The organism is Pseudomonas sp. MYb118 (assembly GCF_040947875.1).
Lineage (GTDB): Bacteria > Pseudomonadota > Gammaproteobacteria > Pseudomonadales > Pseudomonadaceae > Aquipseudomonas.
On sequence record NZ_JBFRXN010000002.1, the window covers coordinates 888,362 to 905,026 of the forward strand.

At 59.8% G+C, this 16,665-nt stretch carries 14 protein-coding genes; 8 read left to right on the forward strand and 6 right to left on the reverse strand.

Annotated features, from left to right (window positions below):
- Positions 1-188 precede the first annotated feature (188 nt).
- The 4 genes from ABVN20_RS09880 to ABVN20_RS09895 all read left to right on the forward strand — a co-directional run bounded on the left by ABVN20_RS09880 (position 189) and on the right by ABVN20_RS09895 (position 6,833).
- Positions 189-4,034, forward strand: coding sequence for an EAL domain-containing protein (locus ABVN20_RS09880; protein WP_368555447.1), 3,846 nt, complete (start codon positions 189-191; stop codon positions 4,032-4,034).
- 221 nt (positions 4,035-4,255) lie between these two features.
- A complete protein-coding gene (glyA, locus tag ABVN20_RS09885) occupies positions 4,256-5,509 on the forward strand; it encodes a serine hydroxymethyltransferase (protein ID WP_368555448.1) in 1,254 nt (417 codons plus the stop codon).
- Positions 5,510-5,719: 210 nt separating this feature from the next.
- Positions 5,720-6,247, forward strand: a complete 528-nt coding sequence (locus ABVN20_RS09890) for a hypothetical protein (RefSeq protein WP_368555449.1) — start codon at positions 5,720-5,722, stop codon at positions 6,245-6,247.
- A 22-nt stretch (positions 6,248-6,269) separates the two neighbouring features.
- The gene (locus tag ABVN20_RS09895) at positions 6,270-6,833 is read left to right on the forward strand and encodes a hypothetical protein (RefSeq protein ID WP_368555450.1); all 564 of its coding nucleotides are present in this window, start codon (positions 6,270-6,272) and stop codon (positions 6,831-6,833) included.
- Positions 6,834-6,900: 67 nt separating this feature from the next.
- On the opposite strand, the gene yjiA is transcribed toward ABVN20_RS09895, so the two are convergent.
- The 3 genes from yjiA to ABVN20_RS09910 all read right to left on the reverse strand — a co-directional run bounded on the left by yjiA (position 6,901) and on the right by ABVN20_RS09910 (position 10,320).
- Positions 6,901-7,872, reverse strand: a complete 972-nt coding sequence (gene yjiA / locus ABVN20_RS09900; RefSeq protein WP_368555451.1) for a GTPase — start codon at positions 7,870-7,872, stop codon at positions 6,901-6,903.
- 169 nt (positions 7,873-8,041) lie between these two features.
- A complete protein-coding gene (locus tag ABVN20_RS09905; protein ID WP_368555452.1) occupies positions 8,042-8,239 on the reverse strand; it encodes a YbdD/YjiX family protein in 198 nt (65 codons plus the stop codon).
- Positions 8,240-8,253: 14 nt separating this feature from the next.
- The gene (locus ABVN20_RS09910; protein ID WP_368555453.1) at positions 8,254-10,320 is read right to left on the reverse strand and encodes a carbon starvation CstA family protein; all 2,067 of its coding nucleotides are present in this window, start codon (positions 10,318-10,320) and stop codon (positions 8,254-8,256) included.
- Between the two features lie 159 nt (positions 10,321-10,479).
- Between ABVN20_RS09910 and ABVN20_RS09915 the strand changes: the two genes are divergently transcribed.
- Positions 10,480-10,848, forward strand: a complete 369-nt coding sequence (locus tag ABVN20_RS09915; RefSeq protein ID WP_368555454.1) for a PilZ domain-containing protein — start codon at positions 10,480-10,482, stop codon at positions 10,846-10,848.
- An 11-nt stretch (positions 10,849-10,859) separates the two neighbouring features.
- Here the strand turns inward: ABVN20_RS09915 and radA are convergent, their stop codons facing one another.
- Positions 10,860-12,227: a DNA repair protein RadA gene (radA, locus tag ABVN20_RS09920; RefSeq protein WP_368555455.1), complete on the reverse strand. Its 1,368-nt coding sequence runs from the start codon at positions 12,225-12,227 to the stop codon at positions 10,860-10,862.
- 560 nt (positions 12,228-12,787) lie between these two features.
- Here radA and mscL point away from each other — a divergent pair.
- Entirely contained in the window at positions 12,788-13,204 is a 417-nt protein-coding gene (gene mscL, locus ABVN20_RS09925; RefSeq protein ID WP_368555456.1) for a large-conductance mechanosensitive channel protein MscL, read from the forward strand.
- Between the two features lie 42 nt (positions 13,205-13,246).
- Here the strand turns inward: mscL and ABVN20_RS09930 are convergent, their stop codons facing one another.
- Entirely contained in the window at positions 13,247-14,023 is a 777-nt protein-coding gene (locus tag ABVN20_RS09930; protein WP_368555457.1) for a ferredoxin--NADP reductase, read from the reverse strand.
- Between the two features lie 332 nt (positions 14,024-14,355).
- Here ABVN20_RS09930 and ABVN20_RS09935 point away from each other — a divergent pair, with 332 nt between their 5' ends.
- Both ABVN20_RS09935 and ABVN20_RS09940 read left to right on the forward strand, forming a co-directional pair.
- Positions 14,356-15,084 (forward strand): autoinducer binding domain-containing protein, encoded by a 729-nt coding sequence (locus ABVN20_RS09935; RefSeq protein ID WP_368555458.1) that lies wholly within the window; start codon positions 14,356-14,358, stop codon positions 15,082-15,084.
- A gap of 157 nt (positions 15,085-15,241) precedes the next feature.
- Entirely contained in the window at positions 15,242-16,366 is a 1,125-nt protein-coding gene (locus tag ABVN20_RS09940; protein ID WP_368555459.1) for a methyltransferase, read from the forward strand.
- A gap of 88 nt (positions 16,367-16,454) precedes the next feature.
- Here the strand turns inward: ABVN20_RS09940 and ABVN20_RS09945 are convergent, their stop codons facing one another.
- Entirely contained in the window at positions 16,455-16,622 is a 168-nt protein-coding gene (locus ABVN20_RS09945) for a DUF2474 domain-containing protein (RefSeq protein ID WP_368555460.1), read from the reverse strand.
- Positions 16,623-16,665: the final 43 nt, after the last annotated feature.

The window sequence follows — 16,665 nt, forward strand, 5'->3', positions numbered from 1 at the left end:
GCTGAAAAAAACCTGATTCTAGGAGCTGGAACGCTCCCGCGTAACCGGCAAAGCTACCTGAATGACGAGAGGCAGTCCAGCCGAACGGGGCTGGCACTTTGCCACAACTCAAGGCATGCTAGCCGCCCTTCGGGCGTCCGGCTTATAGTGCACGTCGCGCCAGTCCAGCCAAACCCCAGGATCACAGCTTGTCCAACGTCACGCCGCCCCTGACCACCCGTGCCCCGACTGCCGCGCCCGGCTCGCCCCTGCGCGGAACCCTGAAAGGCGCCTTGGCGACCCTGGTGTTGCTGCTGCTCGCCCTGCTGTTCTGGCAGTTGCTGGATCAACTGCGCGAAACCCAGAAGAACCAGCGCCAGTACACCATCGACTATACGGCCGATCTGGCCGCGCAAGTCAGCCTGAACATGTCGCTCAACGCGCAGATCGCCCTCAATCTGCTGCCGATCGTCGAACAACCGCAAAGCCTCGACGAACAGCAGGAGCTGTTGCGCAAGCTGCAAAAAAGCCTGCCTGACCTGCTCAGCATCGCGCTGCTGAGCCCCTCGGGCAAAATCCTCAGTGACAGCGCCCCGGACAGCGAGGACGCCGACTACCTGGCCGAACTGGTTCGTCGCAGCCGTGCCCAGGTCCATTACTTCAGCAATGCCGATAACGGCACGATGGTGCACCTGTTGTTGCATCAGTCCAGCGGCAGCAGTCGCGGTTATTGGGCGCTGCGGCTCAAACCGGGCTTTTTCTCGGTACTGACCCAGCAGAACGAAGCCGGCGTGCGCCCCCTGTGGCTGGTGGAAAACCGCGTCAATCACCAGGTGATCAGCCGCGACGAAGGGGCCCTGACCAAGCCCGGCGAGTTGACCGAGGTCGATGTGGCCAACAGCGTGCTGACCGTGCCGCTGAGCTACAGCGACTGGCAATTGCGCGGGCTGTTCGACCGTCAGCGGGTCATCGAGGAACTGCTGCCGGCCTTCATCGGCAAATGCCTGCTGGGCCTGGCGTTCTCCCTGCTGCCGCTGATCGCCCTGTTGAACCTGCGCCGTCGCCAGCGCCAGGTGACGGAAGGTCGCCGGCGCTACCAGGATATTTTCGAAGGCACCGGCGTTGCGCTGTGCGTGCTCGATGTGTCGGGCCTGCGCAGCGCGTTCGACAAGGCCAACCTGCATGACAGCGAAGCGTTGCAGGCCTGGTTGGCGGTACCGGAACAGCGACGTCAGATGCTGCAGGAGCTGCGCATCGCCGAAGTCAATCAGGTGGCGTTGCAACTGCTCAACGTCAGCACCAGTGAGCAGGCCTGGAAACTGCTGATCGACGGCCAGCCACTGGACAGCACCGCCATTGGCAATCAGGTGCTCGAGGCCGTCCTCAATCAGCAGAAACAGCTTGAACTGGAAATCAAACTGCCGGACGCCGATGGCCGCGACCAGCATTTGTGGCTGGTACTGCGCCTGCCGGAAGACCAGGACGACTACAAGGCGGTGATCCTGAGCATCAACGACATCACCAGTCGCAAGCTCATCGAACTGTCCTTGCTCGAACGCGAAGGCTTCTGGTCCGACGTGGTGCGCACCGTACCCGATCACCTGTACGTGCAGGATGTGATCAGCCAGCGGATGATCTTCAGCAACCACCACCTGGGCCAGACACTCGGTTACAACCGCACCGAGCTGCACCAGATGGGCGAGTACTTCTGGGAAATCCTGCTGCACCCCGAAGACGCCGACCATTATCACCGCTTGCGCCAGACCCAGCGCCACGGGGGCTACGCCCAACTGCTGCAATGCCATTTGCGCTTCCGTCATCGCGACGGCAAATGGCGGCGCTTCGACATTCGCGAACAAGCCCTGGCGCGAGACAAATACGATCAGGTCACGCGGATCATCGGTGTGGCCAAGGACATTACCGAACAGATCGAAGCCAGCGAGTCGCTGCGCGACAGCGAACAACGCTACCGGATGCTCGCCGAGAGCATCAGCGACGTGATTTTCTCCACCGACAGCAAGCTCGCGCTCAACTATGTCAGCCCGTCGGTGCAAGGCGTGCTGGGCTATGACGTCGACTGGATCTTCCAGAACGGCTGGCAGAGCACCATTGCCAACCCTCAGCAACTGTCCGGCATCTTCAGCCTGATGGATCGCGTCAGCAAGGCGCTGGACAAGCCTGATCAACTGGCGCTGCTGCGCAGCCAGGTGCAGACCCAACTGTTTGTGTTCGACTGCCTGCGCGGCGATGGGCGCAAGATCCCGATCGAGTTGCGCCTGGTACTGGTCTGGGATGAACACGGCGCCTTCGAGGGCGTGCTCGGGGTCGGTCGCGACATCAGCCAGCAACGCCGCGCCGAGAAAGACCTGCGCATGGCCGCCACGGTATTCGAGCACTCGACCTCGGCGATCCTGATCACCGACCCGGCCGGCTATATCGTCCAGGCCAACGAGGCCTTCAGCCGCGTCAGCGGTTATGCGGTGGAACAGGTGCTCGACCAGCTGCCGAACATCCTCACGGTGGACGAGCAGCAGGAAGCGCACCTGCGTTATGTGCTCAAGCAACTGAACCAGAACAGCACCTGGGAAGGCGAAGTCTGGCTCAAGCGTCGCAACGGCGAGCACTACCCTGCGTGGGTCGGTATTACCGCGGTGCTCGACGATGAAGGCGACCTGGCCAGTTATGTGTGCTTCTTCACCGATATCAGCGAGCGCAAGGCCAGCGAACAGCGCATTCACCGCCTGGCCTACTACGACGCCCTGACCCACCTGCCCAACCGCACGCTGTTCCAGGATCGCCTGCACACCGCACTGCAATCGGCGGAGCGGCAGAAGTCGTGGGTGGTGCTGATGTTCCTCGACCTCGACCGGTTCAAGCCGATCAACGACTCCCTGGGCCACGCCGCCGGCGACCGCATGCTCAAGGAAATGGCCACGCGCCTGCTCGGTTGTGTCGACGATGACGATACCGTAGCGCGTATGGGCGGCGATGAGTTCACCCTGCTCCTGCAACCGCGGGTCAACCGTGAGGCGGCCCTGAACCGGGCGATCCACGTGGCCGAACAGATCCTCGCCAGCCTGGTCACGCCGTTCGTGCTCGAAGGCCGCGAGTTCTTCGTGACGGCGAGTATCGGCATCGCGCTGAGCCCGCAGGACGGCAACGAACTCAGCCAGCTGATGAAGAACGCCGACACCGCGATGTACCACGCCAAGGAGCGCGGCAAGAACAACTTCCAGTTCTACCAGACCGACATGAACGCCAGCGCCCTGGAGCGCCTGGAGCTGGAAAGCGACCTGCGCCATGCGCTGGATCAGAACGAATTCATCCTCTACTACCAGCCGCAGTTCAGTGGCGACGGCAAGCGCCTGACCGGTGCCGAAGCCTTGTTGCGCTGGCGTCATCCGCGCCGCGGCCTGGTGCCGCCGGGGGACTTCATCCCGGTGCTCGAAGAACTGGGGCTGGTGGTGGATGTCGGCGACTGGGTGATCAGCGAGGCGTGCCGCCAGCTCAAGACCTGGCATCAGGCCAAGGTGCGCGTGCCGAAGGTCTCGGTGAACATTTCCGCCCGGCAGTTCTCCGACGGCCAACTGGGGACGCGCATCGCCACCATCCTCAAGGAAACCGGCCTGCCGCCGGCGTGCCTGGAGCTGGAACTGACCGAAAGTATCCTGATGCGCGAGGTCAGCGAGGCGATGCAGATTCTCGACGGCCTGAAAAACCTCGGCCTGAGCATCGCCGTCGATGACTTCGGCACCGGTTATTCATCGCTGAACTACCTCAAGCAGTTCCCGATCGACGTGCTGAAAATCGACCGCACCTTCGTCGATGGCCTGCCTTCGGGCGAGCAGGACGCGCAGATCGCCCGGGCGATCATCGCCATGGCCCACAGTCTCAACCTGGCGGTAATCGCCGAGGGTGTGGAAACCCATGAACAGCTCGACTTCCTGCGTGAGCATGGGTGCGACGAGGTTCAGGGGTATCTGTTCGGGCGGCCGATGGCGGCTGGGCGGTTCGAGGCGCAGTTCAGTAATGATGCGTTGTTCGTCTTCGATTGATTTTTGCGGTGCCTGGGCGGACATCTCGCGAGCAGGCTCGCTCCCACAGGGTTCTGCTGCGCCTTTGTGGGAGCGAGCCTGCTCGCGATGAGGCCGCTGCGGGCGCCACATATCCGCTCATGAAGCCCGCTTGTCCATGACATGACGTCCTTTCATATGCCATCTAAAACCCATTGGGTTAGAATGCCCCCCTTTTCTGCCCCCGATCCTTGAGGACCGCCATGTTCAGCCGTGATTTGACTATTGCCAAGTACGACGCCGATCTCTTTGCCGCCATGGAGCAAGAAGCCCAGCGCCAGGAAGAGCACATTGAGCTGATCGCTTCGGAAAACTACACCAGCCCTGCGGTGATGGAAGCTCAAGGCTCGGTGCTGACCAACAAATACGCCGAAGGTTACCCAGGCAAGCGCTACTACGGCGGTTGCGAGTACGTCGACGTGGTCGAGCAACTGGCCATCGACCGCGCCAAGGAGCTGTTCGGCGCCGACTACGCCAACGTTCAGCCACACGCAGGCTCGCAAGCCAACATCGCCGTTTACCTGGCCCTGTTGCAAGCCGGTGACACCATCCTGGGCATGAGCCTGGCCCACGGCGGTCACCTGACCCACGGTGCCAGCGTTTCGTCCTCGGGCAAGCTGTACAACGCCGTTCAGTACGGAATCGACGCCAACGGCCTGATCGACTACGACGAAGTCGAGCGCCTGGCGGTCGAGCACAAGCCAAAAATGATCGTGGCCGGTTTCTCTGCCTACTCGCAGGTTCTGGACTTCCCACGCTTCCGCGCCATCGCGGACAAGGTCGGTGCCTACCTGTTCGTCGACATGGCTCACGTGGCTGGCCTGGTTGCCGCCGGTGTCTACCCGAACCCGGTGCCATTCGCCGACGTGGTGACCACCACCACCCACAAGACCCTGCGCGGTCCACGTGGCGGCCTGATCCTGGCTCGCGCCAACGCCGACATCGAGAAGAAGCTGAACTCCGCGGTATTCCCGGGCGCCCAGGGTGGCCCGCTGGAGCACGTCATCGCCGCCAAGGCGATCTGCTTCAAGGAAGCACTGCAGCCTGAGTTCAAGACCTACCAGCAACAAGTGGTGAAAAACGCCCAGGCCATGGCCAGCGTATTCATCGAGCGCGGTTTCGACGTGGTTTCCGGCGGTACTCAGAACCACCTGTTCCTGCTGTCGCTGATCAAGCAGGAAATCTCCGGTAAAGATGCTGACGCCGCACTGGGCAAGGCCTTCATCACCGTGAACAAGAACTCCGTACCAAACGACCCACGCTCCCCGTTCGTCACTTCCGGTCTGCGCTTCGGCACCCCGGCCGTGACCACTCGTGGCTTCAAGGAAGCCGAGTGCAAGGAACTGGCCGGCTGGATCTGCGACATCCTGGCTGACCTGAACAACGAAGCGGTGATCGACGCCGTTCGTGAGAAAGTCAAAGCCATCTGCAAGAAGCTGCCGGTTTACGGCGCCTGATAGCAGGTCACGGAAAAATCCCGGCCCCGGTGGCCGGGATTTTTTTTGCCCGGGATTTGACTGCACCGAAGACAACGCTTGCTGCCTGGACAGTTAAAGCTGAAATATAAGATCACCAAAACAACAACTCGCCCCAACTTCATTGCTGTTAGTTTAATAATTATCCGGACACTCCGGAATTATCAAAAACTCAACAATGGAATAAATTCAATGGGCCAGAATAAAGAGCGCTCGTTTGTAGCCACAATCAGCACTAATCACGGAAACCTGCATCTACCCAGACTCACTTACGGCAAAACCATGCGCGTCAGGAAACTGGATTACGATGTCCTGTCATTTGAAGCCAACATGGATGTTTCGAACTACCTTTGCGTCTTGCCGGATGCACCGCAGAGAGCCAGGTTCTACTTCTACTGTATCGACGACTACTACTCCATCTATGTATTGACCAACGCCGCTTATCACCGTCAGGCGCTGAGTAACGAGGACAAGGATTTCATCGCCACCATCCCACCCGATCGCGAGCAAACCACCTACAACCTGCTCGATGAGCAGGGGCGCATCATTACCCTTGATGATTTACGCGGTGACAACCCGACCATCAGGATCCAGACCAGGGGTGGAAAACTCCTGAGTGTGCGAGGCAAGACCCGGGTCGGCGGCCTGGTGTGCACCGAGTCCTTCCGCTCGAAACCGCTGGATTTCAAACTCGACATTCTGAGCCGCGGCGCGGCTTGATCAAACCGGCAAGGAGCCAACCATGAGTACTGACAGACAGAAATCCTTCATTGCAACCCTGAGTGTCGACAACCGACATTTGCACTTTCTCGACGTGTTTCACGGTGAACCGGTCTACATCACCAATCCACATTTCAGTGGCGGTGCTTTTACCGGCCGCCCTCGAAAAGTGGACTACTCCCACTTCCTGTCATTGCGTGCCAAGACATCTGCACCGCCAGAAGTTCCCCTGACGATTTACTTCAGACATGCCGACTATGGTTATACGCTTTATATACGAACACCCGGACAACACTACGGAAAGTGCCTGAGCCATGAAAGAGATCTGGTGGGCGCATTCCCGCCAGGGGAAGCCTCTTTGTTCGACTTATTGAACTTCCAGAACTCGTCGATCAACCTGGACCATATAAAAGAAGATGAAACGACGGTTTTTCTGAAACTCAAGAAGACCGGCGTGCTTCACGTGCAAAACTCCCATAACTCCAAACACCTGTTTATCGGGAACACCGGTGGACTGCCGTTGCCCTTCAAACTGAAGATTCTCGAAAGAAACGCACCTTACATTAACCATCCTGACGAGGTCTGATGCGCCAGGAACCGGTTTCAGCGGGCGAGTCAACTCGCCCGCTTCATCGCGGGAGCAATGCCAGCCGTCAATCCGCCGCCATCCTGGCGAACCCCGCCTGGATCTTCTCTTGCGGCAAATCATCGGCGATGAAAACGATCACGCTTTCACGCGGCTCATTCTCGGCCCACTCCGTGTCCCAATCGAAGCCGTAGAGCTTCAGGACGCCCTGGAACACCATGCGTCGCGGTTCGCCCTGGATGCTCAACACCCCTTTGTAACGCAGCAATTGCTTGCCATGGTCTTCCAGCAGCTCGTTCATGAACTCGCTGAGTTTGTCGATATCCAGCGGTTTGTCGGTGCGCAGTACCAGGCTGGAAATACGATCGACCGACGGTGCAGCGCTGACCGGACGCAAGCTCATGCCGCCGCCGAGATCGGCATTGAGGTTGAAACCGCGTACGTCGAGCAGCTCAGCCAGGTCGATTTTGCCGTGATCCACCAGACGAATCGGCGCGCGGCGGTTGATGCGGGTCAGGCGCTCGCTCAAGGCGGTGAAGGTGGCCTCGTCGACCAGGTCGCGCTTGCTCACCAGCAGGCGGTCGGCGAACCCGATCTGCGCCTGGGCGATGGTCTGGGTCAGGTGCACATCGGCGTGCGCCGCATCGACCAGGGTGATGATGCCGTCGAGGATGTAACGCTCACGCAGTTCCTCGTCGATGAAGAAGGTTTGTGCCACGGGCGCCGGGTCCGCCAGGCCGGTGCACTCGATCACCAGGCGATCGAAGGCCAGTTCACCGCTGTCCAGGCGCTCCAGCAGCAGATACAGCGCCTTGGTCAGGTCGGTGTGGATGGTGCAGCAGACGCAGCCGTTGGACAGCGTCATCACTTGCACCGGCTCGTCGCCCAGCAGTTGGGTGTCGATACCGGCGTCACTGAATTCGTTCTCGATCACGGCGATTTTCAGCCCGTGTTCGGCCTTGAGCAGGTGGCGCAACAGCGTGGTCTTGCCGGCACCGAGGAAGCCGCTGAGGATCGTGACGGGGATGGGGGAGGACAAAGGCGAGTCTCCTGTCTGCAAAAATTCTGAATTCAAGACTAAACAAATGTGGGAGCGAGCCTGCTCGCGATTGCGGTGTGTCAGTCGACATATGCGTCAACTGACAGCTTGCCATCGCGAGCAGGCTCGCTCCCATAGTTTTTCCTTATTGCATGAGCCGCTCAGCGGCTCAACAACACTTCGGCCCACCCTTGCCACCGTAACGGGCTTCCTGGCGTTCGCGGAAGAACGCCTCGTAGCTCATCACCGGTTTGTCCGGGTGTTTGTTCTGCATGTGCTCGACGTAGGTGTCGTAGTCGGGCATGCCGACCATCAGGCGGGCGGCCTGCCCCAGGTATTTGCCCAGGCGACTCAGGTCATTGAACATGCTGCACTCCTCGATCACGCATCCGGCACGGCCTGGAATGGCGATTCTTTATCCGTACGCTCTTTTTTGCCCCAGGCGGCGATGCCGACCTTGAGCGCATAGAACAGGATACTGAACACCACGAACAGGAACAGCGCTGTCAGCGTTGCGTTGGTGTAGGCGTTGAAGATCACGTGCTGCATTTGCTCGACGCTCTTGGCCGGGGCCAGCACCTGACCGTTGGCCAGCGCGTCGCTGTATTTCTTCGCCAGCGACAGGAAGCCGATCGCCGGGTTGGCGTCGAACAGCTTGATGAAGCCAGCGGTGGAGGTGCAGATCAGCAGCCATACGGCTGGCAGCATGGTTACCCACACATAACGCTGGCGTTTCATTTTGATCAGCACCACGGTGCCGAGCATCAGCGCGATACCGGCCAGCATCTGGTTGGAGATACCGAACAGCGGCCACAGGGTGTTGATGCCGCCCAGCGGGTCGATCACGCCCTGGTACAGCAACCAGCCCCACATGGCCACACAACCGGCGGTGGCGATCAGGTTGGCGGTCCAGGATTCGGTGCGTTTCAGCGCCGGCACGAAGGAGCCCAGCAGGTCCTGCAGCATGAAACGACCGGCACGGGTACCAGCGTCCACGGCGGTCAGGATGAACAGCGCTTCGAACAGAATCGCAAAGTGGTACCAGAACGCCATGGTGTTTTCACCCGGCAGGACACTGTGCAGGATCTGCGCGATACCGACCGCCAGGGTCGGTGCACCGCCGGCACGGGCCAGGATGGTGGTTTCACCGATGTCCTTGGCCACCGCTTGCAGCGCTTCCGGGGTGATGGTGAAGCCCCAGCTGCTGACGGTTTGCGCCACAGCCACCACGTCACCGCCGACGACGGCGGCCGGGCTGTTCATGGCGAAGTACACGCCTGGCTCGATCACCGAAGCGGCAACCATGGCCATGATGGCGACGAAGGACTCCATCAGCATGCCGCCGTAGCCGATGTAACGAGCGTTCGTTTCGTTATCCAGCAGTTTCGGCGTGGTGCCCGAAGAGATCAGCGCGTGGAAACCGGACACCGCACCGCAGGCGATGGTGATGAACAGGAACGGGAACAGACCGCCCTTCCATACTGGGCCAGTGCCGTCGACGAACTGGGTCAGCGCCGGCATTTTCAGCTCGGGCATGGTCACCAGGATACCGATCGCCAGGGCGATGATGGTGCCGATCTTGAGGAAGGTGGAGAGATAGTCCCGTGGCGCCAGGATCAGCCATACCGGCAATACGGCGGCAACAAAACCGTAACCGATCAGCATCCAGGTGATTTGCACCCCGGTAAAGGTGAAGGCCTTGGCCCAGACCGGGTCGGCGGCGATCTGCCCGCCCAGCCAGATGGAACCGAGCAGCAACAGCACGCCGATCACCGAGATTTCGCCGATGCGACCCGGACGGATGTAGCGCATGTAGATGCCCATGAACATCGCGATCGGGATGGTCGCCATCACGGTGAAGATGCCCCACGGGCTCTCGGCCAGGGCCTTGACCACGATCAGCGCCAGCACCGCGAGGATGATGATCATGATCAGGAAGCAGCCGAACAGCGCGATGGTGCCAGGGATGCGGCCCATTTCCTCACGGACCATGTCGCCCAGCGAACGCCCGTTGCGACGGGTAGAGAGGAACAGGACCATGAAATCCTGCACCGCACCGGCCAGTACCACGCCGGCGATCAGCCAGAGGGTGCCGGGCAGGTAACCCATCTGCGCAGCCAGGACCGGGCCGACCAGAGGGCCGGCGCCCGCGATGGCGGCGAAGTGGTGACCGAACAGAATGTGCTTGTTGGTCGGCACATAGTCCAGACCGTCGTTGTTGAGCACGGCGGGGGTGGCCCGACGTGGATCGAGTTGCATCACATTGTTGGCGATGAACAGACTGTAATAGCGGTAGGCGACCAGATAGATGGCCACCGCAGCGACCACAATCCACAAGGCGTTGATCGCCTCGCCTCGACGCAATGCCACTACGCCGAGGGCGCACGCTCCTACGATTGCCAGCAGCAGCCAGGGTATGTGGCGTAGCAGGCTATTGTTATTTTTCATTTTATTATTCCAGCCAGGGTGGACAAGAAAGACAGCCACCCCGAGTTTAGCTCTCCTGACGCCAAAGACCATACCCGACATTGGTCTAGCAACCGGTCCTGGCTGGCAGGCCTGGACTGTGCGGGTCTATAGTCAGCGAACCTACTGGAGGATTGCGCCATGAGCGAGCACCCTGCCGATCGCCGCCGCTTCAAACGAATTGCGTTCGACGCCCGAACCGAATTGATGCAGGGGGCATTCATCTGGCCAGTGAAATTGCTCGACCTGTCGCTTAAGGGCTTGCTGGTCGAACGCCCCGAACCCTGGTTGGGTGACAGGGAACAAGGCTTTTGCGTCGATATTCACCTGAGCGATGACGTCGACATCAAGATGGATGTGCAGTTGACCCATGAAGACCATGGCCAGCTCGGTTTCGTCTGCCAACACATCAGCCTGGAATCCATCCAGCGCCTGCGGCGCCTGATCGAGCTCAACCTGGGCGATCCGCAGGAACTAGAACGGGAGTTGGGGGCCCTGATTGAAGCCTGAGCCCCCGGGGTTCATTCAAACAGTGCGTCGAGAGCCTGTTCCAGGCGCGTGACCGCAATGATCTGCAATCCCGCCGGGGCCTCTTTCGGTGCGTTGCCCTTGGGCACGATGGCGCGTTTGAAACCGTGCTTGGCGGCTTCTTTCAAACGCTCCTGGCCACTGGGCACCGGACGCACCTCGCCAGACAGGCCGACTTCACCAAAAACCAGCAGGTCATGGGGCAATGGCCGATTGCGCAGGCTGGACATCACCGCCGCCATCAGCGCCAGATCGGAAGCGGTCTCCAGCACCTTCACCCCGCCCACCACGTTGAGGAAGACGTCCTGGTCGTGGGTCGGAATGCCGCCATGGCGGTGCAATACCGCCAGCAACATCGCCAATCGGTTCTGATCCAGCCCCAGCGTGACCCGTCGCGGGTTGGCCAGGTGACTGTCATCGACCAGCGCCTGGACTTCCACCAGCATCGGCCGGGTGCCTTCCCACGTCGCCATGACTACACTGCCCGGCACTTCTTCCTGGGCACGGGTGAGAAAAATCGCCGATGGATTGGAGACTTCCTTCAAGCCCCTGTCCGTCATGCCGAACACGCCCAGCTCGTTGACCGCGCCGAAACGATTCTTCACCGCCCGCAGCAGGCGCAGGCGTCCATCGGATTCGCCCTCGAAGTACAGCACGGTGTCGACCATGTGCTCGAGAACACGCGGGCCGGCCAGGGCGCCCTCCTTGGTCACGTGGCCGACCAGGAAAATCGCCGTGCCGCTCTGCTTGGCATAACGTACCAGCAGCGCCGCGCTCTCGCGGACCTGGGAGACGCCACCGGGAGCCGATTGCAGTTGCTCGGTGAAGATGGTCTGGATCGAGTCGATCACCATGACCTTCGGTTTTTCCACCCGGGCAGTGGCAATGATGGTCTCGATACAGGTTTCGGTCATGACCCGTAGTTGGTCCTGGGGCAAACCCAGGCGCCGGGCGCGCATGGCCACCTGTTGCTGGGACTCTTCGCCCGTGACGTAAAGCGCTGACATGCCCTTGGCGATGTTGCACAGGGTTTGCAGCAGAATGGTCGACTTGCCGATGCCGGGGTCTCCGCCGATGAGCACCACGGAGCCATCCACCAGGCCGCCGCCCAGCACCCGGTCGAGTTCACTGGAGGCGGTGGAGAAACGCGGGATTTCTTCAACGCTGACCTCAGCCAGGGTCTTGATCTGTGCCTGTTGGCCAGCCCAGCCGGTGCGACCGCTGGGTGCTGCGGCGCCGCCACTCTCGACCATGGTTTCGGTCAGGGTGTTCCAGGCTCCGCACTCTGCGCACTGGCCGGCCCACTTGGGAAACGTTGCGCCGCACTCGGTGCAGCCATACATGCGCTTGGCCTTGGCCATCTGAACTCCCGGCAAAAAAACGCGATGATAGCTCAGCTGGACTGATTCGGCGCGTCACACCGGACGAATCAAACTTGCTGCATAAGGCGGGTAATGTCCGCAGCAAGTGTGACGGCCCACCCAGGCAACTTGTACAAGTTTGCCACCCAGAAAAACAGGAGTACCCCTGACCACACTTCATTATTAACCGACAAAAGTTATACAACACTTCCTCAGACTTCCCAGCTGAAGTACAACGTGCCACAGATAACCCTTCAATGAATACGGATTATTTAATGGCAATATAATGGCCATCAAACTCCTCCAAACTCAATGGATTATATTTTTAATATAAGGATGTAAAATAATGTTTCCTGCCGGATCATTCACTATCATTCATCACATTGATAAAACCGATTCACGCCGTCCGGGCGGGGAGGCTCCGAGGAGGCCCTCGGGTAAACTTTTTAACGCTAGGCCGGTCGACTGCAGGCAAGCCCTGTAAGCAGTTGTTTCGAGCGAGAAGCCTTTGCCTGACTTACACTGCGTTACCAACCTCATCTGTAACAAGGAAATAACCTATGGGCGTGATAAGTGAGTTCAAGGCCTTCGCGGTCAAGGGAAACGTGGTCGACATGGCCGTCGGCATCATCATCGGCGCCGCGTTCGGCAAGATCGTGTCGTCGTTCGTCGGCGACGTGATCATGCCACCACTCGGGTTGCTGATCGGCGGCGTGGACTTCAGCGACCTGGCGGTGACGCTCAAGGCCGCCGAGGGCGCCACCCCCGCCGTCGTGCTGGCGTACGGTAAATTCATCCAGACCGTGATCGACTTCATCATCGTCGCCTTCGCGATCTTCATGGGCGTCAAAGCGATCAACCGGTTGAAACGCGAAGAGGCCGTCGCCCCCAAACTGCCACCTGTTCCCACCAAGGAAGAGGAGCTGCTGGGAGAAATTCGCGATCTGCTCAAGGCACAGAATCAACGCCCGGAGTAACGCGACACAGCCCCTGACGGCGCCTTCGGGGCGCCGTTTTTTTTACCAGTAGGTTTCCACTGCCACCTGACCGGGACGGCGACTGAGGCTCAGGTTCATCTCGCGCTGTTTGAGCAGCTTGCGCGTATCGTCGATCATCTGCGGATTGCCACAGAGCATGACCCGGGAATGCTCGGCCGTCATGTCCACACCCGCCGCCCGCTCCAGTTCGCCATTGTCCAGCAAGGCGGTGATCCGGCCATTCAAGGCGCCCGGGTGTTTCTCGCGCGTCACCGTCGGTATGAACTGCAATTTATGCGCGTATTCGGCCAGGTAATCCCGCTGCGCCAACCCCGCAATCAGCTCCTGATAAGCCAGTTCGGCCGCTTCACGTACGCTGTAGACCAGGATGATGCGTTCGAAGCGCTCCCACACTTCGAAGTCCTGCAGGATCGAAAGAAACGGCGCCACCCCGGTGCCGGTGGCCAGCAACCACAGGTCACGACCATCGACAAAACGATCGAGCGTCAGGTAACCAAAGGCCTGGCGCTCGACCAGCAGGGTATCACCCACGCCCAGACGGCTGAGCTCGCTGGTGAACTCGCCGCCCGGCACCACGATGGAAAAGAATTCGATGAATTCGTCATAAGGCGAAGACACCATGGAATAGGCGCGCCACACCGTGCTGCCATCCGCCTTGGTGACGCCCAGGCGGGCGAACTGTCCCGCACGGAAACGAAAGCCCGGGTCTCTTGTCGTGCGCAGCGTAAACAGGTTCGGGGTTAACGGCCGGACATCGAGCAGGGTCTGATGAGTGAATTTCTCCGCACTGGCAGTCATGGGGCGCTCCATAGGACAGATGGCTTCAGTGTCCCCCAAAGCGAGCGCCTTAAACACGGACATTTTGTAATGTCTTTAAGCCCTCCCCTCTTTAAACAGTTTCATTTGAGAAACACATTCATCTATCTAGAGTTAATACTCGGTTAATAAATACAGCTTGTAGGATTAACATCAACATACTGTTTAATAGAACCAGATATTTAAATTTTAGCGGACGTGTAAAGCCAAAAATTCTCACCTCATATATAGGATTCGTCCTACACTTCCAGTCGTGCAGGATCCCGGATCCAAAACGCACCCCCCATATAAAAAGTCCCCCGTGGAGAATTAACATGGAGCGATGGAAGGAGTCTCAGCTCACCCAACTGTCGTGCACGACGGATATAGATTCCGCGTATCAAATCGCACTCGGGTTTGCAAAAAACATCGGCTTTAAATTTTTTGCCTTTTCAACAACCTACAAAACCAAAAACAACCAATCCAATACAATTGGTCGTAATAACTTCCCGGCGGGATGGAATACGGAACATGCGCACAGAAACCTGAGTTCAATTGATCCAGTAATGGCGCATTGCAATCATTCCGCGCTTCCGGTTTTATGGAGCGAGCAAGTGTTCGCCAAGGCGCCCGCATTATGGGAGGCGCTTCAGGCACAGGGTATTCAGCACGGATGGTCACAAGCGCTGCATGACGAGGAAAGTGGTTTGTGCAGCATTCTGAGCCTGGCCAGGACCCATTGCCCGATCAATCCACTGGAGCTGTATGAGAACCTGGGTTTTTCAGTATTCATGGGCCGCCACCTGCATAGCCTGGTCATGCAATCGTTGCCTCGCCGGCCGCCCGCCCCGCACTTGTCTCCCCGGGAAATCGACGTCCTGGAACTGGCGGCGGCAGGCAAGACGGCAGACGAAAGCGCCAGAATTCTCAACCTGAGCCCGCGCACGATTCATTTCCACATCCAGAGCGCCATCGAAAAACTGGGCGTGAATAACAAGATCTCGGCAATCATCGCTGCCATCAAGGCCGGCTACCTCAATAGCCCCTCGGTGCCGAGCCGATGAAAACCTGCAAGTAATCCAAGGGAAAAAAACGTACCATTTGCGATGCCTCCAGAGTGTTGAACGTGCATTGTCCACGGCGCAGTACACTCGGACGGTTTCGCCCGCTACAACGCCCCTGGGCCGCGGGATACCCGTTGATCACCCAGAGCCCCGCCCCATGCCTTTGCTTGAAACACCTTTCGCCCGACTCGACCTGATCCGCCAGCCGGAACAACAGAACGAACCGTTGCAAGCCTTCGATGCGGCCGACGAATACCTGCTCAATCACCTGGCCGAACAGCATCCGTCCCCGCAGACCCGCGTCCTGGTGCTCAACGACAGCTTCGGCGCCCTGGCCGCCAGCCTGGCCGGCAAGGTCCAGGTGACCAGCAGCGGCGATTCGTTCCTGGCCTTGCTGGGCCTGGAAAAAAACCTCGTGCGTAACGGCCAGCCGTTTGATGCGGTCCCCCATGTACCGGCCAGCGCAGCACTCAGCGGCCCGTTCGATCGGGTGCTGATCCGCGTCCCCAAGACCCTCGCCCTGCTGGAAGAACAACTGATCCGCCTGCAAACCCAACTGGCCCCCGGTGCCCAGGTAATCGCCGGCGCCATGATCAAACACCTGCCCCGAGCCGCCGGGGATCTGCTCGAACGCTACATCGGCCCAGTGCAAGCCTCATTGGCGGTAAAGAAGGCGCGGCTGTTGATCGCCAGCGCAGAGGCTAAATCCCTGGCCACATCGCCCTACCCGACCCGCTACAGGCTCGACACACCCGCCATCGAACTGCTCAACCACGCCAACGTGTTTTGCCGTGAAGGCCTGGACATCGGCACTCGTGCATTTCTGCCGCACCTGCCGAACAATCTGGGTACGGCGCGCGTGGCCGACCTCGGTTGCGGCAATGGCGTGCTGGCCATTGCCAGCGCCCTGCACAATCCGCAGGCGCATTACACGCTGGTGGACGAATCGTTCATGGCGGTGCAATCGGCCGCCGAAAACTGGCACGCCGCACTGGGTGACCGGGAGGTGATCGTGCGGGCCGGTGACGGCCTGGCCGGCCAGGATGCGCAGTCCCTGGACGTGGTGTTGTGCAACCCACCCTTCCACCAGCAACAGGTGGTGGGTGACTTCCTCGCCTGGCGGATGTTCCAGCAGGCACGGGAAGCGCTGGTGGTGGGCGGCGCGCTCTACATTGTCGGCAACCGTCACCTGGGTTATCACAGCAAGTTGGCGCGGCTGTTCCGGGGCGTCGAACAAGTGGCGGCCACGCCCAAGTTCGTCATTCTCAAGGCGCGCAAATAACCCGCCCTCGACAGCGGGCAAAAAAAACCCTCCGGTGCGGGAGGGTGTGAAATCCGTGCCCTGAGGCATCGGGATGGGATGTGTCGCTTCAGTGGGTCGACAGACCCGCAGCGTTCATGAACAGGCGCATGAGGCTGGCGACGATGAACAGCGCCAGCACGCTGCCAGCCCAGATCATCGCCAGCCAGCCCAGCCGCTTCCACAGCGGCTTTTTCTCGGCGGCCTCGATGTCCTGCAAAGTGTGTTTACCGCTCATGGCATTGCACTCCTCGGTATTGAAGATGGACGGCGTCTGCTGC